Source organism: Brachyspira pilosicoli P43/6/78, from assembly GCF_000325665.1.
GTDB lineage: Bacteria > Spirochaetota > Brachyspiria > Brachyspirales > Brachyspiraceae > Brachyspira > Brachyspira pilosicoli.
Genome location: NC_019908.1, coordinates 1,548,103 through 1,565,572 on the forward strand (window position 1 = coordinate 1,548,103; position 17,470 = coordinate 1,565,572).

17 protein-coding genes, 1 rRNA gene and 1 pseudogene are annotated in these 17,470 nt (G+C 28.6%); 14 read left to right on the forward strand and 5 right to left on the reverse strand.

Translation table 11 applies throughout. The features are described from left to right. Positions 1-45: 45 nt before the first annotated feature. The 4 genes and pseudogenes from mnmL to BPP43_RS06855 all read right to left on the reverse strand — a co-directional run bounded on the left by mnmL (position 46) and on the right by BPP43_RS06855 (position 2,539). Positions 46-977 (reverse strand): annotated as a pseudogene (gene mnmL, locus BPP43_RS12560) (tRNA modification radical SAM protein MnmL/YtqA). A 2-nt stretch (positions 978-979) separates the two neighbouring features. Beyond that, entirely contained in the window at positions 980-1,465 is a 486-nt protein-coding gene (gene smpB / locus BPP43_RS06850) for an SsrA-binding protein SmpB (protein WP_015274542.1), read from the reverse strand. Positions 1,466-1,548: 83 nt separating this feature from the next. Continuing rightward, positions 1,549-1,860, reverse strand: a complete 312-nt coding sequence (locus BPP43_RS12205) for a substrate-binding domain-containing protein (RefSeq protein ID WP_252832277.1) — start codon at positions 1,858-1,860, stop codon at positions 1,549-1,551. A 22-nt stretch (positions 1,861-1,882) separates the two neighbouring features. After that, positions 1,883-2,539, reverse strand: coding sequence for a LacI family DNA-binding transcriptional regulator (locus BPP43_RS06855; RefSeq protein ID WP_252832278.1), 657 nt, complete (start codon positions 2,537-2,539; stop codon positions 1,883-1,885). A 200-nt stretch (positions 2,540-2,739) separates the two neighbouring features. Here BPP43_RS06855 and rbsD point away from each other — a divergent pair, with 200 nt between their 5' ends. The 9 genes from rbsD to BPP43_RS06900 all read left to right on the forward strand — a co-directional run bounded on the left by rbsD (position 2,740) and on the right by BPP43_RS06900 (position 10,436). Further along, positions 2,740-3,135 (forward strand): D-ribose pyranase, encoded by a 396-nt coding sequence (rbsD, locus tag BPP43_RS06860; protein WP_015274543.1) that lies wholly within the window; start codon positions 2,740-2,742, stop codon positions 3,133-3,135. Between the two features lie 21 nt (positions 3,136-3,156). Continuing rightward, the gene (locus BPP43_RS06865; protein ID WP_015274544.1) at positions 3,157-4,644 is read left to right on the forward strand and encodes a sugar ABC transporter ATP-binding protein; all 1,488 of its coding nucleotides are present in this window, start codon (positions 3,157-3,159) and stop codon (positions 4,642-4,644) included. Further along, complete coding sequence (locus tag BPP43_RS06870; RefSeq protein ID WP_015274545.1) at positions 4,641-5,576, forward strand: ABC transporter permease; 936 nt, start codon at positions 4,641-4,643, stop codon at positions 5,574-5,576. The genes BPP43_RS06865 and BPP43_RS06870 overlap by 4 nt, the downstream gene beginning before the upstream one ends. A 42-nt stretch (positions 5,577-5,618) precedes the next feature. Then, positions 5,619-6,512, forward strand: a complete 894-nt coding sequence (locus BPP43_RS06875) for a D-ribose ABC transporter substrate-binding protein (RefSeq protein ID WP_015274546.1) — start codon at positions 5,619-5,621, stop codon at positions 6,510-6,512. Between the two features lie 64 nt (positions 6,513-6,576). Next, positions 6,577-7,446 (forward strand): ribokinase, encoded by an 870-nt coding sequence (rbsK, locus tag BPP43_RS06880; protein ID WP_015274547.1) that lies wholly within the window; start codon positions 6,577-6,579, stop codon positions 7,444-7,446. Positions 7,447-7,635: 189 nt separating this feature from the next. Next, entirely contained in the window at positions 7,636-7,881 is a 246-nt protein-coding gene (locus tag BPP43_RS06885) for a hypothetical protein (RefSeq protein ID WP_013244509.1), read from the forward strand. Positions 7,882-7,927: 46 nt separating this feature from the next. Beyond that, entirely contained in the window at positions 7,928-8,176 is a 249-nt protein-coding gene (locus BPP43_RS06890; RefSeq protein WP_015274549.1) for a hypothetical protein, read from the forward strand. A gap of 53 nt (positions 8,177-8,229) precedes the next feature. Beyond that, positions 8,230-8,712, forward strand: a complete 483-nt coding sequence (locus BPP43_RS06895; protein ID WP_013244507.1) for a Spy/CpxP family protein refolding chaperone — start codon at positions 8,230-8,232, stop codon at positions 8,710-8,712. A 194-nt stretch (positions 8,713-8,906) separates the two neighbouring features. Next, complete coding sequence (locus BPP43_RS06900) at positions 8,907-10,436, forward strand: vWA domain-containing protein (RefSeq protein ID WP_015274550.1); 1,530 nt, start codon at positions 8,907-8,909, stop codon at positions 10,434-10,436. 360 nt (positions 10,437-10,796) lie between these two features. On the opposite strand, the gene BPP43_RS06905 is transcribed toward BPP43_RS06900, so the two are convergent. After that, positions 10,797-12,309 (reverse strand): 16S ribosomal RNA (locus BPP43_RS06905). Between the two features lie 568 nt (positions 12,310-12,877). Between BPP43_RS06905 and BPP43_RS06910 the strand changes: the two genes are divergently transcribed. The 5 genes from BPP43_RS06910 to BPP43_RS06925 all read left to right on the forward strand — a co-directional run bounded on the left by BPP43_RS06910 (position 12,878) and on the right by BPP43_RS06925 (position 17,465). Beyond that, complete coding sequence (locus BPP43_RS06910; RefSeq protein ID WP_014932359.1) at positions 12,878-13,630, forward strand: hypothetical protein; 753 nt, start codon at positions 12,878-12,880, stop codon at positions 13,628-13,630. A gap of 4 nt (positions 13,631-13,634) precedes the next feature. Further along, positions 13,635-14,636 carry a hypothetical protein gene (locus tag BPP43_RS12210; RefSeq protein ID WP_252832279.1) on the forward strand — a complete coding sequence of 334 codons (1,002 nt, stop codon included), beginning with the start codon at positions 13,635-13,637 and terminating at the stop codon, positions 14,634-14,636. Positions 14,637-14,664: 28 nt separating this feature from the next. After that, positions 14,665-15,699, forward strand: a complete 1,035-nt coding sequence (locus tag BPP43_RS12215; protein ID WP_252832280.1) for a LysM peptidoglycan-binding domain-containing protein — start codon at positions 14,665-14,667, stop codon at positions 15,697-15,699. A gap of 79 nt (positions 15,700-15,778) precedes the next feature. Next, positions 15,779-16,156, forward strand: a complete 378-nt coding sequence (locus tag BPP43_RS06920; protein WP_013244504.1) for a YkgJ family cysteine cluster protein — start codon at positions 15,779-15,781, stop codon at positions 16,154-16,156. 97 nt (positions 16,157-16,253) lie between these two features. Beyond that, positions 16,254-17,465, forward strand: a complete 1,212-nt coding sequence (locus BPP43_RS06925) for an HD domain-containing protein (RefSeq protein ID WP_252832281.1) — start codon at positions 16,254-16,256, stop codon at positions 17,463-17,465. Positions 17,466-17,470: the final 5 nt, after the last annotated feature.

Genomic DNA, 17,470 nt, shown 5'->3' on the forward strand with positions numbered 1-17,470 from the left:
GCGTAAGCTACGGGGAAAAGAACAACAAAAAAATCGATAATGCCTCTATAAAAACCTGCTGCCTTGACGCAACTCTCGCTCTGTCATCAATTTGTTTATAGAATTAATTATTTCGCCTTTAGATTTTTTCCATTTTGGTGCTATTAAACTATCTCCTAAACTGTCCCCCATAATCCTTGACACTATTATATCTTCTCTTAAAATAGATATAGCATCAGCCATAAGCTCTATATAAAAATCTTCATCAAGCGTAGGAAAATCATAATTTTTGTACATTGACTCAAAAGCACTTCCAACTACAATATCAAGCTGATGAAACTTTACACTGTCAATTTTTAATTTAGAAATATCTCTTACCGTTTGAAGCATCTCTTCTCTTGTTTCCAAAATTATTTTTTTACCTTCTATTTTTTAGGTCAAACCAAATATTATATGAGTTGATATTATGAGATTACTATAATTATTTTTTATGTTTTCTGTCATATCAGCAAAAGACTCAAAATTATGTCCTCTGTTTATAAAAATAGAAGTATCATCATTTGAAGATTGAAGCCCCATTTCAAGCCATATCTCTTTATTATATTTTTTAGATAAATTATTTAATTCTAAGAGCACTGCCTCTTCAAGCATATCACTTCTTGCCCCAAACATTAACCCCACACAATCCTCAAACTCAATTAATTTATTTGCATATTTAAGAGATTCTGATGAAGCTAATTTTGATAAAGGAGTGCCAAGCTGAAAATAAGCATAATATTTTTTATATCTATTTTTATAATTGTTTACGCCGTTTATCCATTGATTTTTTATATCATCTTCTTCCACATATGGAGGTTTATAACTATTTAAATTGCAAAACTTGCATCCTCCATTATTGGCCTTATGAGCACAGCCGAAATCTGTGTCTATAGAAATCTTGCCAACCTTAAAACCGAACTTTTTTTTACATAATCAGAAAAACTATAATAATTTTGCATATCTATCTTTTAATATATCTTTCCATCTCTCTGTCTAATGCTTTTTTCTTTAGAGTCTCTCTCTTATCATGAAGCTTCTTACCTTTAGCCAAAGCAAGCTCAACTTTTACCTTTCCTCTGCTAAAATATAAACTAATAGGAATCAAAGTAAGTCCCTGTTCTTTTATTTTACCATAAAGTCTTTTAATCTCTCTTTTTTTCATTAAAAGTTTTCTTTCACGCAAAGGGTCATGATTGTTTCTGTTGCCGAAATGATATGGAGAAATATGCATATTCACTATAAAAAGCTCACCCTTTTTAAAAGAAGCATAAGAATCAGACATATTAACTCCCCTATCTCTAAGAGATTTAACTTCTGTACCAAGTAAAACTATACCTGCCTCAAACTTTTCTATCACCTCATAATTAAAAAGTGCTTTTTTGTTTCTTGCTATCTCACCAGATGAGACAGAATTATTTTTTTTATCTTTCTTATCTTTTTTAGCCATTTTTCATTTACTCTTATATGAGATTATACATAAATTGCAAAAATTGTCAAAATAAAGAAATAATTTAAAACTATATTATTAATTTATATTTTTTTACATGAGTTTCTAATTACTATATTAGGCTGAAGCACAATATTTATATTATCTGTTATTCTCTCACTTATAATATTTAATACAGAAAGTACAGCATTTTTACCCATTTCATAAGCTTGAGAAGATACAGTAGTAAGACCTATCATAGATGAATAAGGTATATTATCATAACCCATTAAAGATATATCATTAGGTATTGATATTCCATACTCTTCTGTTGCTTTCTTTATACCAAAACACATAACATCGCATGCAGAAAATATAGCAGTATAATTAAGCTTTGATTTTATTATATCTTTCATTTGCTCATAACTTTCATCAAAATTAAAAATTTGCTACTTTTTTATATTTGGTATTGTCAAAATCTATATCATTATCATTTAATGCTTTTATAAACCCATCAAATCTTTCTTTCTCTGTGCTAATATCTTGAGGACCTGCCATATATATAATATTTTTATGCCCCAAGTCTATTAAATATTTAGTTGCATTATAAGCCCCTATTTTATTATCGGAACCAACATAATTTATATTATCAAACTCTACTTTCCTATCCAAAAAAACAATTGGCAAATTAGAATTATTAATTATATCATCAAAATATTTTGTACTTCCTACAGATGGTATTATAATATATCCAGATACTCCTATATTTGTTATATCTTTAAAATTTGATATATCTTTATTTTCTTTGAACTGAGAAAGTATAATATGATATCCATAAAGATTAGCAGTATTTTCTATTCCTTCAATGATATTTGCAAAAAAAGGATTTCTAATATCTGGAATAATCACTGATATAATTTGCTTATTTTTAATAGTTTTTTTTAGATTATATCCATCAGAATTAATAATTTTATTTATTTTATTTTTTATCTTTTCATCAACACTGCTGTTTCCATTTAATACTCTAGAAACAGTAGCAACAGAGACATTTGCCTTTTTTGCTATATAGCTTAATGTTATTTTTTTATCGTTCATAATATACAAATCATACTAATTAAGATTTTTTATTACTATAATGCATGAAGTTTAATTTGTCAATATAATTTTAATAAAGAGTTATTTTACAGAAAAATTTCAGAAAATTTTCTGTAAAAATACAGAAAAAAATTGACAACCACTTGATTATTCATATACTATTATTTATATAAAAAAATATATTAATGGAAGCATGCTATATGAAAAAAAATGGAATAATAAATACTAATATATCTGAAACTCTAAGCAATATGCGACATACAGATTCTATATGTATATCAGATTTAGGTTTGCCTTGTCCTGATAATGTAAAATATATAGATATATCTTTAAAAATTGGTTTTCCTTCTTTTATAGACGTATTAGAAGAAGTTTATAAGGATTTAAAAATAGAACATATTATATTAGCTGAAGAAATAAAAAATCATAATAAAGATGTACATGAAAAAATATTAAAAATATTTAATGGGGTATCTATTGAGTATGTAAGTCATAATGATTTTAAGAAAAAAACACAAAACTGTAAAGCTATTATTAGAAGTGGGGAAGCTACTCCTTACGCTAATATAATATTACAGTCTGCTTGTATATTTTAATAAATTATAGGATTATTAATTATGAAAATAGAAATGAAAAATATTATGAAATCCTTTGGAAAAGTAAAGGTATTGAATAATGCTAGTTTTTCATTAGCAGATGGAGAGATTCATGCTCTTATGGGTGAAAATGGAGCTGGTAAATCTACTTTAATGAAAGTTTTAACAGGTGTTTATAGTAAAGATGCTGGAGAAATATTTATAGACGAAAAAAATATTTCATTTAATCACCCTAAAGAGGCAGAAGAATATGGTATTGTTTTTATATATCAAGAATTAAATAGCTTGCTTGATATGACAGTAGAAGAGAATATATTTCTTGGAAAAGAGATTTATACTAAATTTGGCATTTTAGATAAAAAAAACATGCAAAACAAAGTAAAAGAAACATTATCTATTTTGGGAATGAATTTAAATCCAAATGATAAATTAGCTGATTTGTCTGTAGGACAAAGGCAAATGGTTGAGATAGCAAGAGCATTAATATCTGAAATAAAAGTAATAATAATGGACGAACCTACTGCCGCATTAACAATAAATGAAACAGAGCATTTATTTAAGATAATTAATTCTTTAAGAGAAAAAGGTGTATCTATTATATATATTTCTCATAGAATGGAAGAAATATTTGAGCTATGCGATAGAATTACAATAATGAGAGACGGAGAATATGTAGGAACTAAAAATATAAAAGATACGAATATGAATGAAATCATTAATATGATGATAGGAAGAGATATAGGAGAAAGATTTTCGAAGACAGATAATGAAAAAAAAGGAATAGCTTTAAATATTAAAGAGATTTCATCTGGAAAATATTTTAACAATGTATCTTTTAATGTAAGCTATGGAGAGATATTAGGTGTCTATGGTTTAATGGGGGCCGGCAGAACAGAAATAATGAAAACAATATTTGGAGTTTTGCCTTTAGATTCTGGAGAAATAGAATTAGATGGAAATAAAGTAAGCATAAAAAATCCTAAAGAAGCTATAAAAAATGGAATAGGTTTTATTACAGAAGATAGAAAAGTAGAAGGATTAATGTTAAATGAAACTATAAAAAATAATATATCTTTAAATAATTTTCCTAGAATAGTAACAAATAATTTTATAATAAGCAGACAAAAAGAAACTTTCACAAGTTCATTTGCAGTTAGAGATTTCAATATAAAATGCAGCGGAGTTAATCATATATGTAATAATTTAAGTGGTGGGAATCAGCAAAAAGTAATATTTGCAAAATGGATATTAAGTAAGCCTAAAATCCTTATATTAGATGAACCTACTAGAGGTGTAGATATAGCATCAAAAAAAGAAATATATACAATGATGAATGACTTAGCATCTAAGGGATTAGCTATGATTATGGTTTCATCAGAGCTTCCTGAAATTATAGGTATGAGTGATAGAGTAATGGTTATACATGAAGGAAAGGTAGCTGGATTTCTAGACAGAAGTCAGGCTACAGAAAAAAATATTATGATATTAGCAACTGGAGGACAACTGTGAATACTAAAAATAAATTAAAATATCTTCAAGATTATGGTTCATTTATAGCTTTGATATTATTAATAATAGCTATAAGTATTGTAAGTCCTGATTTTAGAACTATTAATAACTTTTTATCTTTACTAAGACAATCAGCAATTAATGGTTTAATAGCTTTTGGAATGACATGTATTATTCTTACAGGTGGTATAGATTTATCTGTAGGCTCTATATTGGCATTAACAAGTATAATATGTGCTCATACAATTAAATTAGGTTTGCCTGCTCCTTTAGCTATGTTGATAGCTTTAATATTTGGTATAATATTAGGTGTGATAAGCGGATTGATGGTTACAAAATCTAGATTACAGCCTTTCATTGCCACATTAATAACTATGACAGGATATAGAGGTTTAACTATGATAATAAGCGGAGGTAAACCTATATCAAGACTTGGAAATAATTTTTTATTAAATCATATAGGTAAGGGTTCTTTTTTAGGAATACCCACACCTGTTTGGATATTGGTTGTATTCTTTGCTATATTCCTATTTGTATTGAAAAAAACTGTATTTGGAAGACAGATATATGCTACAGGAAGTAATGCTAATGCTGCTGAATTGGCTGGTATAAATATAAATAAAACTAAATTAATAGTTTATGCTACATCAGGATTTATGTCTGCTTTATCTGGTTTAATATTAGTATCAAGATTAGGTTCGGCACAGCCAACTTTAGGAGAGGGATATGAATTAGATGCTATAGCTGCTGTTGCTTTAGGTGGAACTAGTATGACTGGAGGAAGAGGAAAGATTACAGGAACTTTAATTGGTATACTTATAATAGCAGTATTAAATAATGGACTAAATATTATAGGAGTATCATCATATTATCAAGATGTTGTTAAAGCATTAGTAATATTTTTAGCAGTTGTTTCAGATAGAAATAGATAAAAAATAAAAAAATATATAATTAAATATTTAAGGAGAAAAATCATGAAAAAAATTATTTTAATCATTTCATTATTATCAGTATTTATGTTTTCATGCGGCTCATCTAATAGTAATGGTGAAAGCAGTAGTGGAGTAAGTGTTGGATTATCTGTATCTACATTGAACAATCCTTTCTTTGTAAGTTTGTCAGAGGGAGCTAAGGCTAAAGCTAAGGAACTTAATATAAATTTAAGTGTAGTTAATGCTTCTGATGATACTGCTAAACAAGCAAGTGATATAGAAGACTTAATATCTAAAAATGTTAAAGTAATTATAGTAAACCCTGTTGATTCTGATGCTGTTGCTCCTGCTGTAGAAAATGCAATAGCTGCAAATATACCTGTTATAGCATTAGATAGAATTGTTAATGGAGTTGATGTTAATGCTCAAATAGCTTCTGACAATGTTGCTGGTGCTAGAATGGCTGGAGAATATTTAGTAGAACTAATAGGAGAAAAAGCAAAAGTAGCTGAACTTATAGGAATACCTGGTGCTTCTGCTACTATAGATAGAGGTAAAGGATTCCATGAAATAGCTGACACTAAATTAAATGTTATAGCAAGTCAAACTGCTAATTTTAATAGAGCAGAAGGATTAACAGTAATGGAAAATATATTACAAGCTAATCCAGATATTAAAGGTGTATTTGCTCATAATGATGAAATGGCTTTAGGTGCTTTGGAAGCTATTAAAGCTACAGGAAAAGATATATCTATTATAGGTTTTGATGCTACAGATGATGCTGTTTTGGCAGTTAAAGATGGTTCTATCAAAGCTACAGTAGCTCAGCAACCTGATTTAATGGGAGCTATAGCTGTTGAAACTGCTTTAAAAATTATTAATGGTGAAACAGTAGAGAAAAGCATACCTGTAGAAGTTACTTTAATAAAAGAGTGATTATAATAAATAAAAGCAGTAATAATAAATTATTACTGCTTTTTTAATTTAAGAGATTTAATTTATGAGTAAAAAAATTTTAGTTATAGGAAGTATAAATAAAGATTTAGTTATCACAACTCCACGTTTTCCTAAAGAAGGTGAAACTATACTTGGCAATAATTTTTATACTGCTAATGGCGGTAAGGGAGCAAATCAGGCATGTGCCATAGGTAAATTGGGTGGAAATGTAGCCATGCTTGGTGCTATTGGAAATGATAATTTTGGTAAAGATTTATCAAATGCTTTATATTCTAATAATGTTAATATAGATAATTTATTAATAAAAAATGATATTTCTACAGGTATAGCTGTTATTACAGTTACTAATGATGGAGCTAATCATATTATTGTAGCACAAGGAGCTAATGCTTTAATTACAAAAGATGATATCAAAGAAAAATTAATTGCATCATTTGATATAATAGTTATGCAATTGGAGATACCTTTAGAAATAGCAAAATATGCTGCATCTATTGCTAAAAAACTTGGTAAAACTGTTGTGTTAAATCCTTCCCCTGCTGTAAAACTAGATAGAGATTTCTTAAGCTGTGTAGATATACTAATTCCAAATGAAACAGAAATAGATATTATAGGTGGTATTGATTATGTACTTGAATGCGGAGTTAAAAATATAATACTTACTTTAGGTGCTGATGGATGCGAGCTTATAACAAAACAAAATAGAAAACATTTTGATGCATATAAAGTTAATGTTGTTGATACTACTGCTGCAGGAGACAGTTTTTTAGGCGGAGTTGTAAGAATGATTGCTGACGATAAAACTATTGAAGAGGCTATTGAATTTGCTACTAAAGTTTCTAATATAACTGTTACTAGAAAAGGAGCAATAGATTCTATACCTACATATAATGAAGTAATTGATAACTATTAATAATAAATAATTAATATTCTATATTAAAGGGTGCTTTTTTAAAAGGCTCCCTTTTTTATACCCTAGTATAGTATATAAAAAAATTCATTTTTTTTATTTTATTGGGAACTTTTATTTATTTTCTACGTCTAATAAAGCATAAGAAAACAAAAAATAATAAAATAAATATAAAAGTAAGGGAGATTAAAAATGAAAAAAGGATTTATAATTTTGGTTTCTATAGCAATTATGGTATTTGGTTCTGTATCTTTATTTGGATACGGCAGAGGCTATGGAATGGGTTATGGTAGAGGATATGGCAGAGGTTATGGTATGGGTTGTAATTATGGATACAATGCTAGATACAATAATCAAAGATATGAAGGCAGATATTATAACCAAAGATTTAATGGATACAACGGATGTTATTATTACAATAATACATACGTAAAATAATAAAAAATAAAATAAATAAAAAACACACAACTAAGGAGAATTAAAAATGAAAAAAGGATTTATAATTTTGGTTTCTATAGCAATTATGGTATTTGGTTCTGTATCTCTATTTGGACAATATGGCAGAGGCTATGGAATGGGTTATGGTAGAGGATACGGCAGAGGTTATGGCATGGGTTGTAATTATGGATACAATGCTAGATACAATAATCAAGGATATGAAGGCAGATATTATAACCAAAGATTTAACGGATACAATGGATGTTATTATTATAACAACCCATATGTTAAATAATAAAACAAATAAAAAAAATTAAATAAAAAACACACAACTAAAGGAGAATTAAAATGAAAAACATTAACAAAAAAGTATTAATATTAGTTTCTATAGCAATTATGGTATTTGGTTCTGTATCTCTATTTGGACAATATGGCAGAGGTTATGGTGCAGGATATGGTAGAGGATACGGCAGAGGTTACGGTATGGGTTGCGGCAGAGGATATGGCAGAGGTTACGGAATGGGTTGTAACTATGGATATGGCAGAGGTTATGGTGCAGGATATGGCAGAGGTTACGGATATTACAACCTTACTCAAGACCAAATTAATCAAATACAATCTATAGAAAGTAAATATTTCCCTCAAATAGATGATTTGAGAAGAGAAGTATATAACAAAAACCAAGTTATAAATTTAGAAATGAGCAAACAAAACCCTGACCAAAATGCTATAAATAAAGCTATAGATGATAGAGCTAAAACTTTATCTGATTTAGACAAATTAAGAACAGAGTTTTTCTTAGAAATGGATAAAGTGTTTCAAGTAAAATAATAAAATATTTATAGCTAAAATAAAAATACCTGCATAATATTGTGCGGGTATTTTTTTATTTTAAATTAATATTTTTAAATAAAGATTTTAAATATTAATTTTTTATAAAAGCGATAATTTTTAAAATGTAATTAACATAACAATAGATATTTATAAATAATAGAGCCGATAATAAATTATAGAGGTTTTAAACAATGAGAAAGTTTTTATTTATTATTTTATCGGTACTATTTTTTAGTGCTTTAGAAAATTTATATTGTCAATACACAGAAATAACACAAGATGATATTATTATAGAAAAATTAGTTACAGGATATCAAATAAATATAAGAAAAAAAAATAATATAGACAATATAAGACTATTATTTAAATTACAAAATAATAAATACTCATATCTTTATTTAAATCAGTCATCTGATGCTAATTCATTAATAAATATTAATAAAGTATCAATACATAATAAATTAGGAACAGCTTTACAAGCATCTATAGGAGAATCTGTATATTTGGATACTAATAATGGAAATGCAAGAATTTTACTATCAGATAATATGGAGCTTATATTAGAGGCATTAGATAATAATGGAAATATTGTAACAGATTCAAAATTTTTATTTAAAATAGACAATAATAAAAAAACTAACCCTATAATAACATTAAGAAATGTAGAAAAAGAAGGTGATTTATACGCATTTTATCTTTACTATTCTGGAGGAGAAAATGGTAAATATGCATTTTATGTGAGAGAGGGTTTAACTAATACTACATATAAATTAATTAAAACTTCATTAAATTATACAGTAAAAGCAGATAATAATGGAATAGTATTAGAAGACACATACAATAGCAAAATAGGAAAACAATTATATATAAAAGCATATTTTAAAAAATTACCAGAAGATAGATATTTATCATTTAATGTGTTTAATACTAAAGGAGAAACTTTTACTTATCCTATAGATTATATAATAGAAAACAAAATAACAAACAATATCACAAATAATACAACAACTACAGAAGAAAAAGTTAATGTTCCTCCTATAATAGAACCTCCTAATCAAGAAATTATAGAATTAAATACAAATGAAATGATAGTAAGAAAAAATCAAATAAATAATAACATAGAAAGAAATTTTTTTGATGGTGAAGCAATAGATTCTTTAAACAAAGCTAGTGAATTAAAAAGCCACTATGCTGATGATGAAAAAGATTTGAATACTCAAGTTTATAATATTATAAATAAATATAACTCAGCAGTAGATTTGGTATTAGTCTTAGATACAACAGAAAGTATGCATCCATACTTAACTTCAATAAAAGAAGAAATAAAATCTATAAGCAAACAAGTATTTAAAAAAGATATTAATTCAAGAATTGGTTTTTTGCTTTATAGAGATGTGAAAGATACATACCTCACTAAAAAAATAGATTTCGATAATAATATAAATAAAATATATAGAGATGTTAATTATTTTTATGCTAGCGGAGGCGGAGATAAAGCAGAACCTATGTATGAAGCAATACAAAAAGCTTTAGAAGATTTTGATTACAAAAACGACAACAAAGTAGTAATAGTAATTACAGATGCCCCTGCCAAAGTTATAGGTAAAGCCAACGCCGACACAAACAAAAAAACTGCCAAAGAAAAAAATATTAAAATAGAATACATACTCGTAAAAGAAATAAAAAGAAATTCAGAAGACATAGAAAAGCCAATATTTTAATTAATTTTTAAAAATTTTATTTACATTCCCCACCCTATAGGTTTGTTGTATTTATTATAATCTATAATTCAATTTTTTATAATGCCTACTAAATAAAGCATTACCCACCCAAGATTTATTTTATATTTTAACTACTATTTAACGCACGTTTGAAAAATATTATATATTTTATTCTATATATAATTTGTAATTTTATTATATATAGATTTTATTTTGCGTGCGGTTATAAAATGTTTTTCTTAATAAAGAATTAGATACAAAAAAACCAGCCGAGTAGGCTAGTTATTAACGAGGTATAGATATATAAAAGTTCTTTCAAATATGAATAGCAGTAAGAGTTTAAAAGGACAAACTCCGAATAAAGGAGGTGATCCAGCCACACCTTCCGGTACGGCTGCCTTGTTACGACTTCACCCTCATCATCAGTCCCACCTTCGACGCCGCCCTCCTTGCGGTTAGGCTAACGGCTTCAGGTAAAACCAACTCCGATGGCGTGACGGGCGGTGTGTACAATCCCCGGGAACGTATTCACCGTAGCGTTCTGATCTACGATTACTAGTGATTCCAACTTCATGGAGTCGAGTTTCAGACTCCAATCCGAACTGAGGCAACTTTTTTGAGTTTTGCTCCACCTCGCGGTCTTGCTTCTCTTTGTACTTGCCATTGTAGCACGTGTGTAGCCCTGGACATAAGGGCCATGAGGACTTGACATCATCCCCACCTTCCTCCTACTTGAACGTAGGCAGTCCCCTAAGAGTGCTCGACATTACTCGGTAGCAACAGAGGGTGAGGGTTGCGCTCGTTGCGGGACTTAACCCAACATCTCACGACACGAGCTGACGACAGCCATGCAGCACCTATGTTAAACGTCCTTGCGGTCTGACTTATCTCTAAATCATTCATCTAACAATTCAAACCCAGGTAAGGTTTTTCGCGTATCATCGAATTAAACCACATGCTCCACCACTTGTGCGGGGACCCGTCAATTTCTTTGAGTTTCACCCTTGCGGGCATACTCCTCAGGCGGTACACTTAAGACGTTAGCTACGGCACTCCTATTTAAATAGAAGCACCTAGTGTACAACGTTTACGGCTAGGACTACCAGGGTATCTAAGCCTGTTTGCTCCCCTAGCTTTCGTGATTCAGCGTCGATAAATGCCCAGATGACTGCCTTCGCTATAGGTGTTCCTCTCGATATCTGCGCATTCCACCGCTACACCGAGAATTCCATCATCCCCTACAATATCCAAGACTTACAGTATCCGAGGCGTTCCCGAAGTTGAGCTTCGGTCTTTCACCTTAGACTTATAAATCCGCCTACTCACCCTTTACGCCCAGTAAATCCGAGCAACGTTTGCCTCCTACGTATTACCGCGGCTGCTGGCACGTAGTTAGCCGAGGCTTACATTATCTACTGTCACTCATTCTTCGATAATTTCCGAGGTTTACAACCCGAAGGCCTTCATCCCTCACGCGATGTCGCTCCATCAGACTTTCGTCCATTGTGGAAGATTCTCAGCTGCTGCCTCCCGTAGGAGTCTGGGCCGTATCTCAGTCCCAATGTGGCCGGTCACCCTCTCAGGTCGGCTACCTATCGTAGCTTTGGTAGGCCATTACCCTACCAACAGGCTAATAGGCCGCAGGCTCATCGTGAAGCGAAAAAACTTTCCTCTACTCTACTTATGTAGCAAGAGTATATGCGGTATTAGTCCATGTTTCCATGGGTTATCCCCCACTTCACGGCAGATTACCTACGTGTTACTCACCAGTTCGCCGCTAACTTATCCAGTTGCCCGAATAAGCCCGCTCGACTTGCATGCTTAAGACGCATCGCCAACGTTCGCTCTGAGCCAGAATCAAACTCTCCATACTCACTTTTCAGTGAATCGTTTTCGATTCTTTATTTTATCACTTTACTAAGTGATGATTTACTTTTTGCAAAGAAATTGTTACTTATTGTAACGCGTTTAGGTCTCCGAACTTAATTAAAAGTTCGTTTACACCAGTTGTGTTTTGTTTTATTAAACTAGCTTCTGCTATCCATATTTCAAAGAACTTTTGTTTCAAGCGATTTTTTTATTTCTCATCGTTTGTTTTATTATTATAGCATGAGTGCGATAAATAGCAATAGGTTTTAAGGCTAATTTTTTGAATTTTTTTATCTTTTTCCATAAATCAGCCTATTTACACTACATTTTATACATATTTTTAAACCCAAATTCCTAAAACTAAAAATTAACCCCAAATTCAACTCAAATTCCACCCAAAATTCTTCTAAAAATACTGATTATCAGGAAAAAATTAACTTCTAAAATCATTTTTAACGCATATTTACCAAAATAAATTGATAAAAATTTAATAATTATAAATTTTTTTCATAAGCTTGATTTTATATCAATTCTAATGTATTATATTATCCTATAATAATCGGAGAAGTATTTTGGAAACAATGTTAGATATCATAAATAAGGTACAATTAGAGAGTATCAAAAATTTAGACAAGGATACTTTTATATCAATAGCTAATTTATGCTCATTTATTCCAAAATCTATAACAGAAAACAACAAATGGAAAAAACTTCCTCTATCAGCTAAAGAAGTATATAGAGTTTTAGTTGCTAATTATGACTACGAAAATGGTATAGCAAAAACTACTCATTCTCAAATGCTTAATGAAGCTGGAATTGGAGGAAACGCTACTATAGTAAAATCTTTGGATACTCTAGAAGAAAACAATTTTATTACTAGAGTTGAATCTAAAGTAAAAAGCCATTATTATCTTATGCCATATCAAGAAAAGTTTTTTGCTGATATGTGCCGTTTTAGTCCTAGAGATTTTTCTGTACTATACACAATAAACAAAAAAGTTAAAAAAGAACAGCAAGTTAAACAAGCTATAGATAAATTATTCTTCAAAGTTTGTTATAATTTAAGTTGTCTTGGTATAGATAATCCGCAGAAAATAATAGAAAAATACTCTTCTGATGGAAACAAATTAAGAATAATACTTTTTATGGCTGATTCGGTTTATATAGTTAAGAAATATAATTTAAATGATAGCAATATAGACCTAAATAAATATCTTATAGATTTATTAAAAAAAGGAAACATTAGAGAAAACATATTTGATAATGACAAAATGAATACTATAAGAAATATAATTATAAAAAATAAACAAAATATTACAGAGTAAAAATATGGCAACAAAAAAAACAACAAATAAAGAAGAAGCAAAAAAATCTACTGCAGCTAAAAAAACTACTACAGCAAAAAAAACTGCTAATAAAGAAACATCAGCTAAAGAAAACAAAAAAAGAAAACTGCTGCTGTTAAAAAAACTGCTTCAACTGTTAAAAAGACTGATACTAAAGAAGCACCTAAAAAAACTAGAAGCATCTGTAAAAAAGACTAGCACAGTAAAAAAAACAACAACATCTGCTGCTAATAAAGAAACATCAGCTAAAACAACACTTACAACCAAAAAAGCTGCTGATTCAAGCATAAAAAAAACAGACGCTAAAGATACAACTAAAAAAACTGCTGCAGAAACAAAAAAAACAGTAACACCCCTAACTTCTTTAAAAAAAGACAATACACAAAAAACAATAGATAATATTTTCAAAAAAATGGCTACTAAAGATGATTCTGCTGATAAATCTTCAAAAACATCAAAAGAAACAGCATTTATTCCATTAAGAACATCATCAACTATAAGAAAAATAGAGCCAATAAAAACAACTGAAAAACCTTCAGAAAGAGAATCTATTACATTACTAAAAGAAGCTATAAGAGCTAAATCTAAAAATGTTTCAAAGCCAATAGTTGCAAAAAAACATTTAGTAGTAACAGATGATAAAATAGAAGAGGAAACAAATAAAGAAGTTGATAATAATATAAAAAGCAATGAAAATATCTTTAACAAAACAAGTGATATAGTAAATAATGTACTTAATAAAAAAGAAAATGATATAATTCTTAAAGAAAATACTGATAAGCCTCAAACTTTAGAAGAAGTTGTAAAAAAATATAACTTTGATTCATTTGATAAATACAAAGAAGATGAAAATAAAGACAAAGAAACTGAAGAGATAAAAGAAGAATTAGAAAAAATAAAAAATGATATTGACGGTATAGAAACAAAAACTGAAATAGAAGAGCCAAAAAAAGAAAGAAACAAAAGAAAAAGTAACTTACACTAAAGGCGATATATTTAAAAATAAAAAAGTTGTGCTTCCTACAACTATACAGCAAATATCTAATGAAGAGCCAACATTCAATCAAGAAGAAATGGATAAAGCAATAGAAAATGCTGTAGAAATAGATGATGATACTCCAGTGGAAGCTTATCAAAATTATTCAAACAAAAAATTAAAAGAATTAGAAGAAAAAGATATTAAAATTATAGAAACTGAAGAAGAATTAAAAACATCTACTGTTATACCTGAAATAGAAAAGAAACCTGTAGAACCTTACAAAGTTCCAGAGCATTCTATTGAAAATGATGAGAAAAAATCAAATAAGCTTATACCAATCATAGGTATTATAATTATAATATTAGGTTTATCATTCTTAGGTTTCCAATTCTTAACTTCTAAAAATGATAACAATGATGATGGATTTTATAATATAGTTACAAATGAAAATGTATTAAGCAATGAAAATATTAATGAAATGACTAATGATTATGATGATTTATCTGATATATCAAATATAAACGCTATAAGCAGCAATCAAAATAATCTTATAAGTAACCAAAACAACAACGCAAATAAAATTACTAATAACATTGTAACTAATAATACACCTACTAACAATATTGTTACTAATAATCAAATAAACAAAATAACAAATGATACTCAAGCAAAAACAAATAATATTCAAACAAACACAGCAGTAGTAAAAACAAACACAATTAACACAAATGTAAACCCTCCAAAAGAGCCTGAATTGCCTAATCCTCCTGTAATACCAGACCCTCCTACTCCGCCTGCAACACAAAATAATAATACTCAAAACAATACTGTTTCATATATAGACGGAAATGTATATAAAACTAAATGGACAGATACTTTAACTTCTATTGCTACAAAAGAGCTTGGAGATGCTAGAAAATGGCCTATGATATTTGCTGCTAATGATAATATATTTACAGACCCTGATAAAATAGTATTTAATGTAAATATAAAAATACCTAATGACGGCAAAAAAAAAATTGAAGATATGAATCAAACTGAAAAAAAAATTTATATGATGCTTATATGAAAGTGGCTGATAGATATATTGAACTTGGAAAAACTAATATGGCTAATATAGTAAGAAACGCTGCTAATAATATAAAATAATGAAAAAAACTAAAAAGAAAAATGATATATTAGAATTCTCTTGTACAGGCTGCGGATTATGCTGTAAAGAAAATGGATATGTATATTTTTCTTTAGAAGATATAAAAAAAGCTTCAGATTATTTAAATATCAATCCTCTTGTGTTTATAAGTAAATATTTAAAACATAGCTATTCATTAGAATATCATATAAAAGTTGATGAAGAAAATAGATGTCCTTTTTTAGATGAAAATGATAAATGTATTATACATGATGCAAAGCCGAAACAGTGCCGTACTTTTCCTTATTGGAATGAATATACTGATAAAAATGGAAATTTGATATCTGGAAAATTCAATAGACCTTGTCCTGGCGTTAGAGTAAAAAATAAGAAATAATGTGAAATTTATAAAAAAATAGTGGTTTTATTTTTTTATAAAATATTATATACTAGAATTACACACAATTATTATAATTTAAGGAAAATTAATAAATATGCCTGAAGAATTAAATATAGATAAATATGTCGTTCTTACTATAGATGAAATAAAAGAAATTAAAGATAATCTAATAGCACATAATATACCATTATTTAGAATGGATAAAGAAAACAATATAATAGCTTTTCCAACAGAGCAGTTAAGTCTTATTGTAGATAATCCAAAATATTCTAATGTTAAATTATATGCCCCAAAAACTTTTTCTCATTTTATAAATGAGTTTAAATTATTAAACACAAACTCTGCAGCAACATATATAGAAACTAATAAATATGTATTTCAAACTCCAAAGGAAGCTGCTGAAGAGATGAGCAGAAAAATATCTGAAATCTCTAAAATGAGCTATAATGAAAAAGTAAATATAATTGAAACTTATAATAAAGAATTAAAAGAAATTAAAGTTGATGAGAAACATACAATAAACAGAAACACAGCTCAGCAGATAGTAGACGCTGGTAATGATGTTGGGCTTATTGCCAAAGTTACTATGTTTGAAAGTATCAAAAAAATTAAAGGAAATGAGATTACACAAGACCAGGCAAAATTAGAGAATCAGGAAATTAATGATACTACTACTTCTTTGGTAAACACAATAGTTAATATGCTTTCAAAAAATTTAGAAACACAGAAAGTTTTTACAGAATTAAGAAATTTCTCTGACGGCGGTGTAATGGCTCACTCAAATAGGGTTTTTGTCTCTTATGTAAATTTTCTTGCCTTTTATAACAATCTCATAAAAAGAAGAAATTTAATACATAGCATAAGAACATCTTTTCCTACAGTGTATAAAAAATATTATGAGAATATGACTTCTTCTTCAGAAAAATACAGAATATACGAAGACTTTAGAACTCTTGAAGACTGTATTGATAATGGTATGCGTTTTGTAGAAGAAAAAGAGATGAACTTATATTCTATTGGTGCTTTGCTTCATGATATAGGAAAAGTAAAAGATTTGGATTATTTTGAGGGTGAATCTGGAAGAGATTATGAGAGAATAAAAAAACATTTATTTAATAGCTACACTCTTGTAAGCCAAACTTCTGAATATTCTCTTGAGGTTATTTTAACTGTTGCTTTGCATCATGAATATTATGGGCTTGGTTATGGACCTTATGAGCGTTTATACAAATTAAAATTAGAGAAAGTTCCTAGCTTTCAGATACCAAGAATAATGTCTTATGAGGCTAAAGTAATAGATGACTGAGATGC